11 protein-coding genes are annotated in these 13,990 nt (G+C 63.1%); 5 read left to right on the plus strand and 6 right to left on the minus strand.

The window, feature by feature from the left end; genetic code table 11:
- Positions 1-22: 22 nt before the first annotated feature.
- Positions 23-835 carry an HDOD domain-containing protein gene (locus tag PFLCHA0_RS29050; RefSeq protein WP_162865006.1) on the minus strand — a complete coding sequence of 271 codons (813 nt, stop codon included), beginning with the start codon at positions 833-835 and terminating at the stop codon, positions 23-25.
- Positions 836-1,062: 227 nt separating this feature from the next.
- On the opposite strand from PFLCHA0_RS29050, the gene PFLCHA0_RS29055 reads away from it, so the two are divergent.
- The 4 genes from PFLCHA0_RS29055 to PFLCHA0_RS29070 all read left to right on the plus strand — a co-directional run bounded on the left by PFLCHA0_RS29055 (position 1,063) and on the right by PFLCHA0_RS29070 (position 5,937).
- Positions 1,063-2,259 (plus strand): class I SAM-dependent rRNA methyltransferase, encoded by a 1,197-nt coding sequence (locus PFLCHA0_RS29055; RefSeq protein WP_015637380.1) that lies wholly within the window; start codon positions 1,063-1,065, stop codon positions 2,257-2,259.
- 417 nt (positions 2,260-2,676) lie between these two features.
- Positions 2,677-3,756, plus strand: a complete 1,080-nt coding sequence (locus PFLCHA0_RS29060; RefSeq protein WP_015637381.1) for a SagB family peptide dehydrogenase — start codon at positions 2,677-2,679, stop codon at positions 3,754-3,756.
- A complete protein-coding gene (locus tag PFLCHA0_RS29065; protein WP_015637382.1) occupies positions 3,756-4,733 on the plus strand; it encodes a diiron oxygenase in 978 nt (325 codons plus the stop codon). The genes PFLCHA0_RS29060 and PFLCHA0_RS29065 overlap by 1 nt, the downstream gene beginning before the upstream one ends.
- The gene (locus PFLCHA0_RS29070; RefSeq protein WP_015637383.1) at positions 4,726-5,937 is read left to right on the plus strand and encodes a multidrug effflux MFS transporter; all 1,212 of its coding nucleotides are present in this window, start codon (positions 4,726-4,728) and stop codon (positions 5,935-5,937) included. The genes PFLCHA0_RS29065 and PFLCHA0_RS29070 overlap by 8 nt, the downstream gene beginning before the upstream one ends.
- A 30-nt stretch (positions 5,938-5,967) precedes the next feature.
- Here PFLCHA0_RS29070 and PFLCHA0_RS29075 read toward each other — a convergent pair whose 3' ends face one another.
- Positions 5,968-6,537: a hypothetical protein gene (locus PFLCHA0_RS29075; protein ID WP_015637384.1), complete on the minus strand. Its 570-nt coding sequence runs from the start codon at positions 6,535-6,537 to the stop codon at positions 5,968-5,970.
- A 301-nt stretch (positions 6,538-6,838) separates the two neighbouring features.
- On the opposite strand from PFLCHA0_RS29075, the gene ilvD reads away from it, so the two are divergent.
- The gene (ilvD, locus tag PFLCHA0_RS29080) at positions 6,839-8,680 is read left to right on the plus strand and encodes a dihydroxy-acid dehydratase (RefSeq protein ID WP_015637385.1); all 1,842 of its coding nucleotides are present in this window, start codon (positions 6,839-6,841) and stop codon (positions 8,678-8,680) included.
- 170 nt (positions 8,681-8,850) lie between these two features.
- On the opposite strand, the gene PFLCHA0_RS29085 is transcribed toward ilvD, so the two are convergent.
- From PFLCHA0_RS29085 to PFLCHA0_RS29100, 4 genes are all read right to left on the minus strand, one after another.
- Positions 8,851-10,074, minus strand: a complete 1,224-nt coding sequence (locus tag PFLCHA0_RS29085) for an SGNH/GDSL hydrolase family protein (RefSeq protein WP_015637386.1) — start codon at positions 10,072-10,074, stop codon at positions 8,851-8,853.
- Between the two features lie 2 nt (positions 10,075-10,076).
- Complete coding sequence (locus tag PFLCHA0_RS29090) at positions 10,077-11,222, minus strand: SGNH/GDSL hydrolase family protein (protein WP_015637387.1); 1,146 nt, start codon at positions 11,220-11,222, stop codon at positions 10,077-10,079.
- Positions 11,209-12,609, minus strand: coding sequence for an MBOAT family O-acyltransferase (locus PFLCHA0_RS29095; protein ID WP_026020235.1), 1,401 nt, complete (start codon positions 12,607-12,609; stop codon positions 11,209-11,211). The genes PFLCHA0_RS29090 and PFLCHA0_RS29095 overlap by 14 nt, the downstream gene beginning before the upstream one ends.
- 271 nt (positions 12,610-12,880) lie before the next feature.
- A complete protein-coding gene (locus PFLCHA0_RS29100; RefSeq protein WP_011064054.1) occupies positions 12,881-13,936 on the minus strand; it encodes an HAD family hydrolase in 1,056 nt (351 codons plus the stop codon).
- Positions 13,937-13,990: the final 54 nt, after the last annotated feature.

The following is a 13,990-nucleotide window of genomic DNA, read 5'->3' on the forward strand; positions in this document are numbered from 1 at the left end:
GTACTCATCGCGAAATGAACGATCAGTGTGCGCCCAGCTCGCGCACGGTTTCCTTGAGGTTCTCGAAGTCGTAGTCCGATAGGCCGACGTAATCGAGAATCAGGTGGCCGATGCTGTTCCACTCGTGGTCTTCCACCTGGTTGCCCAGCACCCGGTAGGACGCGCAGATGTGCTCGGCCATCTTGAGGATCGCCAGCAGGTTCTTCAGTTGGCTGTTGCGCGAGGATTCGTCGCTGAAGATCGCCAGGGCGTTGTGGTGGTTGGCAATGGCGTTGGTCACGTGCTCCGGCAGGCGCCAGGACTTGGCCGTGTAGTAGCCGACCACCGCGTGGTTGGTATTGAAGGCACGGTTTTCCGTGTCCACCACCCGCTGCTCCGGGCCGGCGCTGCCGTAGGCCTCTTCCAGCACAGTCATGTAGTCGGGGAAGCGCTTGAGCATCAGCGGCACGCCGCAGTCATGGAACAGGCCCAGGGCATAGGCCTCGTCCACGGCCTGGGAGCCGGTACGCTTGGCCAGGGTCAGGCAGGTCATGGCCACGTCCTGGGCGGTGTCCCAGAAGCGGTTGAGGGTGACGATGGTTTCATCGCTCATCTCGCCCTTGATCGACTGCGCATTGATCAGGTTGATGATCGAACGGCTGCCCAGGAGATTCACCGCCCGCTGGATCGAAGCAATCTTGTTGCTCAGCCCGTAATACGGTGAATTGACGATCTTCAGCAACGCGCCGGACAGGCCCGGGTCCTGGGAGATCAGCTTGGCGATCACCTCCAGATCGGGATCGGGCATGTACTGCTCCATCTGCAAATCCACCATGATTTGCGGTTGGGGCGGCACGCTGATGCCTTGCAGGGCCTGTTGAATCTGTTCGGCTGATAGCTCTTGGGACATAAGTACACGCTCTGGGTGAGCCGGGGATTCTAACCTCTAACACGGGAATGTTGGGCGACCGGACAGGAACTTTACCCAATGGTTGCGGCAAAGGGCTCCCGCCGCAGGTCCATTGGCCATCGCTTGCGCCCCGCGACGGGGTATAATCGCGCCCTTTTTTCCGGAGCGACGTCATGTCCCTGCCAAGCCTGCGCCTCAAAGCCAACGCCGATCGCCGCCTGCGCGCCGGCCACCTGTGGGTCTACAGCAACGAAATCGATGTAGCCGCCACCCCTCTGCACGGCTTCAAGGCAGGCGACCAGGCAGTGCTGGAAGCCGCCGGCGGCAAGCCCCTGGGCGTGGTCGCCATGAGCCCGAACAACCTGATCTGCGCCCGCCTGCTGTCGCGCGATGCCAAGCTGGCCCTGGACAAGTCGCTGCTGGTGCACCGCCTGAACGTGGCCCTGTCCCTGCGCGAGCGCCTGTTCGACAAACCGTTCTACCGCCTGGTGTACGGCGACTCCGACCTGCTGCCGGGCCTGGTGGTCGATCGTTTCGGCGACATCCTGGTGGTACAGATCGCCTCCGCGACCATGGAAACCCACAAGGACGACATCATTGCCGCCCTGACCCAGGTGCTCAAGCCCAGCGGCATCCTGTTCAAGAACGACTCCGCCGCCCGTGACGCCGAAGGCCTGGGACGCTACGTCGAAACCGTGTTCGGCCTGGTGCCGGAGTGGGTCGCCCTGGAAGAGAACGGCGTGAAGTTCGAAGCCCCGGTGATCCAGGGCCAGAAAACCGGCTGGTTCTACGACCACCGCATGAACCGTGCCCGCCTGGCGCCTTATGCCAAGGGCAAGCGCGTGCTGGACCTGTACAGCTACATCGGCGGCTGGGGCGTGCAGGCCGCGGCTTTCGGCGCCAGCGAAGTGTTCTGCGTCGACGCCTCGGCCTTCGCCCTCGACGGCGTGGAGCGCAACGCCGCGCTGAACGGCTTTTCCGAGAAAATGACCTGCATCGAAGGCGACGTCTTCGAAGCCCTGAAGGAACTCAAGGCCAGTGAAGAGCGCTTCGACGTGATCGTTGCCGACCCGCCCGCCTTCATCAAGCGCAAGAAAGACCTGAAGAACGGCGAAGGCGCCTACCGCCGCCTTAACGAGCAAGCCATGCGCCTGCTCAACAAGGACGGCATCCTGGTCAGCGCTTCGTGCTCGATGCACCTGCCCGAGGACGACCTGCAGAACATCCTCCTGACCAGCGCCCGCCACCTGGACCGCAACATCCAGCTGCTGGAGCGCGGCGGCCAGGGCCCGGACCACCCGGTACACCCGGCCATTCCGGAAACCCGCTACATCAAGAGCATCACCTGCCGCCTGCTGCCCAACAGCTGAGCCACTGCCTGCCCAGGGACGCCACAGCATCCCTGGGCAACCGCTCGAGCGCCTCGCTCCCCTCTCGCCTCTCCCCTCTCGCCGCCCGGGCCATTGGATAACCCAGGGAAACCCGCGCTTATATACCTATGATCCATCAAAGTAACTAGCCAATATCCTACAGTGCTCTAGGCAATCACTTACCTAATAACTACTTGATTCCTCTCTATTGCTGTCTACTCTTCGGAAGTCGCTTAGGAAGCGACATTCATTCAAATCGTTTAGGAGCAATAACAATGAAAGCTATCTCCCTCGAATCGAAAAAGATCGCCAACCTGGCTTGCCTCGCAGCGGCTAAATCCCGCTAAGTAATTGATGAACTGGGGAGTGCCGGCTACCCAGCTTCATCTTTGGTCAAGTTCAGAGTTTTAAAAGAACATGCAAATAAACCCGAACTTTTTCATACTTGCCCGCCCGCCCTTCACTGTTATCTGGAACTATAAAGATCACACTCAGTTCGAACTGGACTCGATCTATTCCACACGCCTCATACAACTTGTCGAAGACCCTTCGCAGTATGACGATAAGAATGAAATAGATAGTGCATTCGCCGCCGCCGGGCTCCTGTCCAACGAGACTTTCGAGCCACTTGAATGGGGCTGGGATGAACTGTCGCGGATCTTCCACATCGGCACCAAGAACCTGCCCTTCGAGCAAGTGCCCCAGGATATTCATGAGTGGTCCGCCCAATACCTCGAGCATTGCGATCAGGTACTGGACACCCCGGCCCCCTCAGCCCGCTTTGCCGAAACCTCCCACAATGGTCTGATCCGCCTGCCCGCGCCGGTATTGGAAACCGCCAGCTCCCTGAACCAGGTGCTGCTGCAGCGCAAGACTTCACGCTCCTTTTCCCAGCAGGCCGTGGCCCTGGAAGAGCTCAGCACCCTGCTCTACCTGTCCCTGGGCTACCTCAAGGAACGGGAAGCCGACACGGACGAGACCGTCCCCGAAGCCCTGCGGCCAAGGCGCAGCAGCCCTTCCGGCGGTGGCCTGAACGCCTGCGAGGGTTATGTCTATGCCGCCAGGGTCCGCGGCCTGGAGCCGGGCCTCTATTACTACCACCCGGAGCTGCACGCCTTGCGGCCCGTGCACCCGCTTCCAGAAGAACCCCTGGGCCTGCTGCTGGCTGGCCAGCACTTCGTCAACGAACTGCCCCTGGGCCTGTTCCTGACCTGCCGCTTCGACAAACTGTGGTGGAAATACGAACACTCCCGGGCCTACCGCATGGCCTATGTCGAGGCCGGGCATATCTCGCAAACCTTCCAGCTCGCGGCCACTGCCCTGGGCCTGGACACCTGGCTGACGGGAGCCCTGAGCGACGAGCGCGTGGAGCAATTGCTGGGGCTGCAGGACGCCGCGGAGCAGCCGCTGTTCTTTGTCGGCTGCGGCCAAGGTGATGGCCAGGTGCAATGCAAGGAACTCAAGGCCCTGATCGAACAGCGGGAGCGCGAACAGTAATGCACCCCGCCGCATCGTCCAAAGAGGCCCCGGCAGGCCGGCGTCCCTACTCCCTCGGCGACTGGGACAACCGCTCCGCGGTGCGCTCGCGCAAGAGCAGCTACCAGCTACCGCCCCACAGCGAGCTCGAACAGGAACTGCAGACCCGTGACTGGTTTCCGCCGGCCTTCATCCCCTACTTCGCCGACCCGGCCGTCCAGCACGCCGGGAGGACGGTACAGCAGCGCCTGGCGGCCAACCATCTGGTGTACTTCCTGCACTACACGACGATCCTGGAGCACAAGATCGTCAACCGCTCGGTGGAAACCCTGATCCACGGGGAACTGGCGATCGAGCTGCCGGAGACGATGAAAATCGCGGCCCTGCAGTTGTATACCGACGAGGGCTATCACGCCCTGTTCTCCTTCAAGCTGGCGGAGCAGGTGGCGAATGGTTACGCCATGCCAGCCTGGCAGCCACTGCCCAGGCGCATCCGCCTGATGCACGACCTGCTGGCCCGCTGCGCCGATTCTCAACGGCCCCTGGTCTGGTTCCTGCTGGGTTTCGTCTCCGAAACCATCATTGCCAAGGAGTTGCTGAGCATCACCGGTGATGGGCTGGTGTCCACGGTCTACCAGATGTTCAGGGAGCACCTGGAAGACGAGGCCCGGCACAGTCGTTATTTCAGCGAAGTGTTCGACTATGTCTGGGCACGACTGTCGCCGCAGCAGCAGGTTTTTTCCGCCAGCCAACTGATCGATATCATTTTCATCTTCGCTGCCGTGGACCAGGAGTGGCTGAGCGCAAGCCTGAACGAGTCCGGCATTCCCCTCGCCGCGGCACATGCCGCCATCCACAGCCTGATTCAGCCGAGTGCAGAAGTGCTGCGCGCCCGCTCGATCGCCGGCGCCACCCTGCAAGCCATGAAGCGCGCAGGTTTCTTCGAGCACGATGATAACCGCCGACTCTTCACCCAGACAGGACTGATCGATGCCTGAAATCAGGGATGACTCTGCCTCCACGACCAGGAAGGTCGGCGCCATTGTCTTGCTCATGGCCATGGTCATGCTCGGGGTGTTCCCGATCGACGTGCTCTTGCCTTCTTTTCCTGCACTGTCCCAACACTTTGCTACCAGCGCCGCCGATATCGCCCTGTCCGTCAGCCTGTTCGCCATCGGCATCTCGATCTCCCAATTGCTGATCGGCCCGCTGTCGGATGCCCTGGGCCGCAAGACCCTGCTGCTGGCCGGCATGGCCGTATCGGTCGGCGGCGCTCTGGGCTGCGTCTGGGCCAGGGACTACAACTGGTTTCTGGTGTTTCGCGTGGTCCAGGCACTGGGCTGTGGCTGCTTCGTGCTGTCCCAGGCGCTGGTCCAGGACCTGTTCGTCGGCCAGGAGCGCGACCGCCTGCGGATCCTCATGGTCACCGCCAGCGGCCTGTGCATTTCCCTCTCGCCCCTGGCCGGGACCCTGCTGCAAAGCCTGATGGGCTGGCCAGGCAGCTTCTATGTGTTCAGCGCGATTGCCGTCCTGGTGTTTCTCAAGGCGCTGGCCACCCTGGAAAACCCGCCGATCGTCAGGAGCGGCCCGCGCACCGGCATCCTCCAGGCCTACCGACGGGTCTGCAGCAACTTCAGTTTCGTCGCCTACTGGCTGATCTCGGCCATCGTCTTCGCTTGCCACTTCTCGTTCATCGTGGTCTCGCCGCTGATCTTCCTGGAGCAACTGCAGCTCAGCAGCTACGAGTTTTCCCTGACCCTGCTGCTCTACGGCGCGGCCTACGTGATTGGCGGGGTGGTAGCCGGGGTGCTCAACAAATACCTGGAGCCCGGCACCCAGATCATTACCGGGTTGTGCCTGATCTTCCTCGCCGGGCTGGTCATGCTGCTGTTGGCCAGCCAGTTCGGCCTGTCCATCAGCACGGTGCTGGTGCCGATGATCATCTGCACCGCCGGCACCACCATCACCCGGCCCGCCGCCACGTCCAGGGCCATGGAACTGTTCCCGGACAATGCCGGCGCCTCGGCCTCGGCCGGCAACACGCTGATTTTCGTCATGGGCGGGCTGATCAGCGCCGTGATCAACCTCAGCGCCAGCGACCTGCAGACCACCCTGGCCCTGAGTTTCATCGCCCTGAGCAGCGTCGGCCTGCTGGTCAACCAGCGCATCAGCCGCCGCGCCCGGAACCTGCGCCTGGCCTGAAGCCCGGATTGGCCCGGGTCCTGGTGGCCATCAGGCGGTTGTGGCAGCTCCCTCGCTGAAACGGGCCAGCCCGCGGCCAGTCAGGCACAGGCCAAGGGAGAAGGCCAGGGTCGGGCCGGCAAAGAACAGCAGGGACATCCACCCGCTCTTGAAAGGGTCGAGATAACGGTAAGCAAGCCACAGCTTGAACAGCTTCAGCACCAGCCAGGGCCATGGCAAGGCCAGCACCAGCCAGAGGACATTGCCCAGCAGGCGCCGGCCCAATCGTGCCCGCCCTTGCACCCGACTCACCACGGCCACGGCGACCAGCAGCCCGGCCGCCACGCAGTACTCCATCCGCGGGCTGGAGGGTAGCTCGTCATACAGCCGTACCAGCCCCGCCGCCCCCAGGCCCAGCAGCAACATGAGCCCCCAGGTGCGCCACTGGCGCTGCTGCCCGGCCAGCATTTGCAACCCCCCGCCGCCCACCAGTAGTGCAGCACCCGTTGCGACGATGCCCAGGCCGGACCAATCGCTGTACAACAACAGCCACATCAGCAGCAGCCCCTGCAACAGGCCGACGCCCAGGCAGAACTTGATGGATTGCAGAGTCGCGGACATTCCAGCTCCATTGGAAGGTAATCGAAGGGCGGCGAGTCTAAACCAGGATGGCAGCGTCCGGTGATATCCAGGCAATCAATGCCACAGAGCGGCCCCGGCATTCCTTCCTGACGCCAGCGGTGTAGAATCGGCGAATTCATCGCCAGTCATCCCCCGGCGGGTTTATGAGCTCAGGCTGAGGCGCGCGGCGATCCCGCGGCGTCATCGGCAGCTTTCGGACACACGGCCATTTCTGAGTGTTCCCGAGGTCAATAGAAGCTCACTCCCCATTTGTTACCTGATTAGCCGCCCGGAGTGCTCCATGCCTGATTACCGCTCGAAAACATCCACCCATGGCCGCAACATGGCCGGCGCCCGCGCCCTGTGGCGCGCCACGGGGATGAAAGATGACGACTTCAAGAAGCCGATCATCGCCATTGCCAACTCCTTCACCCAGTTCGTCCCGGGGCACGTGCACCTGAAGGACCTGGGCCAGCTGGTGGCTCGCGAGATCGAACGCGCCGGTGGCGTGGCCAAGGAATTCAACACCATCGCCGTGGACGACGGCATCGCCATGGGCCACGACGGCATGCTGTATTCCCTGCCGAGCCGCGAGATCATCGCCGACTCCGTGGAATACATGGTCAACGCCCACTGTGCCGACGCCATCGTGTGCATTTCCAACTGCGACAAGATCACCCCCGGCATGCTGATGGCCGCCCTGCGCCTGAACATCCCGGTGATCTTCGTTTCCGGCGGCCCGATGGAAGCCGGCAAGACCAAGCTCGCCAGCCATGGCCTGGACCTGGTGGACGCCATGGTCATCGCCGCCGACTCCAGCGCTTCTGACGAGAAGGTTGCCGAGTACGAGCGCAGCGCCTGCCCGACCTGCGGTTCGTGCTCCGGCATGTTCACCGCCAACTCCATGAACTGCCTGACCGAAGCCCTGGGGCTCGCCCTGCCGGGCAACGGTTCGACCCTGGCCACCCACAGCGATCGCGAAGAGCTGTTCCTGCGGGCCGGGCGCACCATCGTCGAGCTGTGCCAGCGCTACTACGGCGACAACGACGAGTCGGTCCTGCCGCGCAACATCGCCAACTTCAAGGCGTTCGAGAACGCCATGACCCTGGACATCGCCATGGGCGGTTCCACCAACACCATCCTGCACCTGCTGGCCGCCGCCCAGGAAGCCGAGATCGACTTCGACCTGCGGGACATCGATCGCCTGTCGCGCCACGTGCCGCAGCTGTGCAAAGTGGCGCCGAACATCCAGAAGTACCACATGGAAGACGTGCACCGCGCCGGCGGCATCTTCAGCATCCTCGGCGAACTGGCCCGTGGCGGCCTGCTGCACACCGACCTGCCCACCGTGCACAGCAAGACCATGGCCGAAGGCATCGCCCAGTGGGACATCACCCAGACCAGCGACGAAGCCGTGCATCACTTCTTCAAGGCCGGCCCGGCGGGCATCCCGACCCAGACGGCGTTCAGCCAGTCGACCCGTTGGGACAGCCTCGACGATGACCGTGAAAACGGCTGCATCCGCAGTGTCGAGCATGCCTACTCGAAAGAAGGCGGCCTGGCCGTGCTCTACGGCAACATCGCCCTGGACGGCTGCGTGGTGAAGACCGCCGGTGTCGACGAGTCGATCCATGTCTTCGAAGGCAACGCCAAGATCTTCGAGAGCCAGGACAGCGCGGTGCGCGGCATCCTCGCCGACGAGGTGAAGGAAGGCGACATCGTGATCATCCGTTACGAAGGCCCGAAAGGCGGCCCGGGCATGCAGGAAATGCTCTATCCGACCTCCTACCTGAAGTCCAAGGGCCTGGGCAAAGCCTGCGCCCTGCTCACCGACGGCCGCTTCTCCGGCGGCACCTCGGGGCTGTCCATCGGCCACGCCTCGCCTGAAGCGGCAGCCGGTGGCGCCATCGGCCTGGTGCAGGACGGCGACAAGGTACTGATCGACATTCCCAACCGCTCGATCAACCTGTTGGTCAGCGACGAGGAACTGGCGGCCCGCCGTGTCGAGCAGGACAAGAAAGGCTGGAAACCGGTGGAAGCACGCCCGCGCAAGGTGACCACCGCGCTGAAGGCCTACGCCCTGCTGGCCACCAGCGCCGACAAGGGTGCGGTGCGCAACAAGGCCATGCTCGACGGCCTGTGATCGTAGCCCGCCAATGAAAATGCCCCGCCAAGTGCGGGGCATTTTTTTTGACCTTGCCGGCGAAGGCAGCGTTGAACCTTGCATCGCCCTCGACCGCGCCTTCGCTGGCAAGCCAGCTCCTACAGCAGCATTCAAGGTGGTGGCGCCGCCGCTGAAGCGGTGCCGGGAGCTCAAGGCATGCGTTCGCCCAATTGCCCGCGCAGGAAGCGATACAAGCCATCGGCGCTCTTGCGATAACCATCGGCGGTCAGGTGGATCAGGTCGTTGCGGGCCAGGTCGCTGCCCTGCCATTTGCTGATGGAGCAGTCCCCCCCCATGAACGCCTGCCAGTCCCAGAACAGGGTGCGACTGTTCTTCGCCACGTCCTTCTGGATCTGGATGATCTGCCGCAACGGCTGGGGCTGGGAGGCCGCGCAACTGCCAGCATTGCGACGCTTGATGGAATCCGGCGGCCCCACCAGCAAAATCACGGTCTTGGGCAGGTTCTTGCGCAACAGCGCGACCTTCTCCTGCAACTGGCTGCGGTACAACTGCAGATCCAGGTCGTCGTCGAAGGCTTCGTTGGTGCCGTAGGCCAGCACCACCATGTCCGGGCGCAGGGCCTTGAGGGCTTCCAGCCAGCCGGGCTGCCACTTGTCCAGCACGTCCAGGCGTGCACCGTTGATCCCCAGGGCGGAATAGATCACCCCGGCGCTCTTCTGCCCGAGGATGTTCCAGCCGCCCAGGGCCAGTCCCTGGTTGCTGGCCACGTTCAGGTCCAGGGGCAGGGTCAGGTTGTTGAACGGCGGGCTGAAGCGCCATTGCCCCCCCGTAGCGGCCAGCATGCGGCTGCTTTTGTTGAGGTTGTCCCGGGCGGTCAGGGTGCTGTTGCTGGACGCCTGGTACAGCGCGGAAATCCGGTACTGCTGGTTGCTCGGCTGGCGTTCGGCGATATGCACCCGCGCGCCTGGGGTCAGGGGCAGCGACAGGTAGCCGCCCAGGGGAAACTGGTTGCTCTGCTGGTTGCGTGCCGATACCAAGGACCACTGGCGCTTGGCGGCGCCGAGAATCACCCGCTCATAGCGGGTGCCGGGCACCGGCGTGGCTGCCACGAAACCGATGCCGCCATCGCCGTATTGCGCCTGCAGCAGGCGCCGCACCTCACCGCTGAACAAGTCGGCGGCGGTGTGGGAGTCGCCCAGTTGCACAATGGTGATGGGGGTGCGGTTGGAAGTGCTGAATTTGCGTGCCAGCAGCGCCAGGTTCGGGTCGGTCCCGGTGGTCAGGACTTTTTTCGCCTTCATCCCGGACTTGGCCAGCGCCGAAGCGGGAGTGGCCTGGACCTCGGTGGTCGGGCTGCAACTGCTCAGCAAGGTGATGCCCAGCAACAGCGCAATGCCTTGCAGTCGCCCCATAGTCAGTGCTCCGTCAATTGTTGGCTGGGAAAGTTGATCAGCGAGATCACACGCTCAGCGATCAGCTTCTGCCCAGTGGTGGTGAAATGGATACCGTCGTCGACCCGGGTCTTGACCTTCTTGCCATCGCCGGTGGTGCGGTAATAGGAGAATTCGTCGCTCTGGTAACCGAGAATCTCGTTGGCCGAGACGTAGTGCTGGTGGTACTGCTCGATCTGGCCCTTGTACAGCTGGCTCAGGTAGGCCATGGCTGTAGACAGCTTGGGCTTCTCCATGTTCGGCGGCCCGACCCAGATCACCTGCACATTATGCGCCTGGGCGGTGTCGAGGATCGAATCGATGCGCTGGCGATAGGCTTCTTCCCAGTCCGGGGTCTTGAAGCGCAGGAACGGCTTGCCCTTGACCACCGGCATGTCCCAGGGGTCGTTGGGGCCGAGGAAAATCACCATCAGGCGAATGTTGGGGTTGCTGGCCAGGGTGCTTTCAACCGTCTTGGGCCAGTTGAAAAAGCTCGGGTAGGCAAGGCCGGTGCTCTGCTTGCTGAGGTTCAGGCTCTTGACGTTGTAGCGTTTGCGCAAGGTGTTGGCCATGTGTGGCGCCACGCCCTGCATCAGGGAATCACCGACGAAGAACACTTCATCCCCGGTGGCCAGGCTGGCCTTCAGAGGCGTGGTTGCCCCCGGCTCGACCTTGGGCGGATGGCTGACCACCGGGGCCACGGCCACCGGCTGCGGGTGCACTGCAGCCGGCGCCTGCGGAGCGGGATGCACGGGGGCCGGATGCACCGGCGCAGCATGGTCGGTCGCAACCGGCGCAGGTACGGGCGCAGACACCTCGGCCAGCGTAGGCAAAGGAGGCAGCTCTTGCTCCGCGGCGGCCTCGGCCACCATCACCTGGCCGGTAAAGCTGCCGACAAAGGCCACCCGGGCATTTTCCAGGGCCTGGTTGAGTTGCGCGCCAAAGCGCCACTGCGGGTTCTGCGACAACCCCGGGACCTCGCAGTCGTCGTGGTACTTCTGCTGGCAGTAGAGGCGGATCGACTGCTGGTTGAACCACACCAGCAGCAGGCTGGTGACCACCAGGGCGTAGAAGACCTTGGCCGCGCTACCGAGGCTGATCGACAAGGGCGAACGGTTAGAAACTGGCATAGATGAACCCCGGCACGCCCGACGGAGAGGCGAAGATGACCACGCAGATAAACAGCCCCAGCGGCACTGGATAGAACAGCCACGGCAAACCGGTGGCGGCATCGAACAGGCGGCGCAGCAGCGCCACGATCCGTGGGTAGAACGCAACGAACAGCAGGCAGCCCAGCAGGCTGGCGCCGCCGCCGAGCAGGCCGCCCAAGGACAGCTCGCCCAGGCCCTTGAGCATGTCCATGGCATCGGACAGGGTCGCGCAGCGGAAGAAGATCCAGGCGAACGCCACATAGTGGAACGTCAACAGCCGCGCCATGAGGTCGGCGCCGATCCAGCTCGGCCCCCGGGCCAGCAGCGGGCTGCACAGCTTGTACAGGGCCAGGCCGATACCGTGCAGCGCGCCCCAGATGATGAAGTTGGCGCTGGCGCCGTGCCACAGGCCGGAAATCAGCATCGCCAGCAGCATGTTCAGGTTGCCGCGCCACACCGGGCCACGGTTGCCCCCCAAGGGGATGTACACATAGTCACGGATGAAGGTCGACAGGCTGATGTGCCAGCGGCCCCAGAATTCCTTGAGGTTGCGCGCCGCGTAGGGGTAGTTGAAGTTCTGTGGCAGGCGGAAGCCCAGCAGCAGGGCGATGCCCGTCACCAGGTCGGTGTAGCCGCTGAAGTTGAAGTAGATCAGGAACGAATAACCGTAGACCGCACGCAGGATCTGCTCGGCAGAATAGGCCACCGGGCTGTCGAATACCGGGTCGACCCATTCGTTGGCCAGCCAGGAACTGAGGAAGAACAGCTTGACCACCGCCACCGCGATCAGGCCCAGGGCGCGCTGCGGCTCCAGCACCTGGCGCAACTGCGGCGGGTTGATCTGCGCCAGCATGGGAATCGCCCGGTTCACCGGACCGGCGATCAGGCTGGGGAAGAAGGCCAGGTAAAGCGCCAGGTCGAAGGGCGAGCCCGGGGTCAGCTCACGGCGGTTGATCGACACCAGGTAACTGACCGAGTGGAAGGCATAGAATGACAGCCCCACCGGCAGCAGCACCTCCAGCAGCGGCAGCGACACCTCGACACCGAACTGGGCGAAGGCGTTCTGCACCGTACTGGTGAAGAAATCCTGGTACTTGAACAGGTAGAACGCCCCGAGCACCAGCAGCAGCATCAGTCCGTTGACCCAGCCGCGCCCGGGGTAACGCTGGCTCAACAGGCCGAGCAGGTACACCAGGGCCGTGTAGCCCAGCAGGATGTAGAGGAAGTTCAGGCTGAAGCTGGCAAGGATCGCGTAACTGGCGACCAGCAGCAGGACGTTCTGCAAGCGCAGGCTGAAGCCCAGGCCCCAGTACAGAACGAAGAACAGGATGAAGCAGAGGCCGAATTCGATCGAGAGATAGCTCACAACGTAGTCCATTACGTGCAGTCGGGGACAAACCCGGCACAAGGGAGAGCAGGCGGGGGGATGGGAAACGGACGCGATTATGGCAGAGGGGGTTTGGCAGTCACAAGTTGAAACATTCTCCGCCTATAACGGACGCCGGCTCCGCACCGAACGACAGACACCCCTTGCAGGAGCTGGCTTGCCAGCGAAGGCGTCCGCGAGAGCGACGCCCGGCCCAATGGCCTCTTCGCCGGCAGCCGGCTCCTACAGAGGGGCGGTGTAGCGGGCAGGCTTACTGGATGTCTTCGGGCTTGACGATCACCCAGTTCTTGTCGGCAGTCACCGGCAACCCTTCCTTGGCCTGGGCCGCGGCGTGCTTGGCGATCATGCCGTTGAGCTGGGTCATGTACTTGTCCTTGCGGTTGATCCACAGGTGGATGCCGCCCTTGGCCACGTCAACATCGTGGAACAGCATGTAGCCGTCGCTGGTGGGGGTGTCGCCGCCCACCAGCACCGGTTTCTTCCACTCGTCGATGTAGGTCAGGATCGCCGCATGCTTGCCCGCCATCCAGGTGGCCGGGGTCCACAGGTAGGGGGTCAGTTCAAGGCCGAGGTTGGCCTTCTCGTCATATTTGCCTTCGCTGATCTGCTTGCGCGCGGTGGTCAGGGCGCCAGTCTTGCGATCCTTGAGCAGGGTGGTCACGCCGATGACGTTCTGCGGCTTGACGTTGTAGCCGTACTTGGGATCGGCGGCGACCATGCGCACCAGCTCTTCTGAGGCGGCGGTCATCACATAGACCTCGATACCGTTCTCCATCAGCTTGTTGTACAGCTCGGCCTGGCCGGTGAAGACCTTGGGCGGGTTGACCTCGATGGTCTTGACCACATCACCGTCGTAATAGGTGCTCGGCACCGGCTTGCCGGAAGCCATCAGCTCATCGACATAGCCCTTGAGCTCCTTGAGGGTAAAGCCGGAGAACACCTGGGCGACCCAGGGGTAGCAGACCATGTCGTCGATTTCACAGAGGCGGTAGTAGTAGCTGAACAGGCTTTCCTTGTGCTCGGCGGTGTCCTTGAACGGGATCAGCTTGAGCGACGGGTCAAGCGTGTCGCGGGTAATCAGGCCCTTGTTTTCCATGAAGGGCAGCAGGGATTCTTCCAGGTCGTAGCGGTAACTGGTGTTGTCCATGTCGAACACCGCGTAGTTACCCTTGTTGGCATTGGCCGCGATCATCGCGTCCAGCTGCTTGGCCTGTTCCGCGGGCCAGTGCTTCAACTCGGTGGCCAGGGCCTGGCCGGCGAGGCCCAGGCAGAGTGCGACTGCGAGCAATTTCGGAGCGAGTTTCATCGGCGGTTTTCTCCCTGAGTGAAAGCCTTCGACGCTAACAAATCCCTGTGACAG

Source organism: Pseudomonas protegens CHA0 (assembly GCF_000397205.1).
Classification (GTDB): domain Bacteria; phylum Pseudomonadota; class Gammaproteobacteria; order Pseudomonadales; family Pseudomonadaceae; genus Aquipseudomonas; species Aquipseudomonas protegens.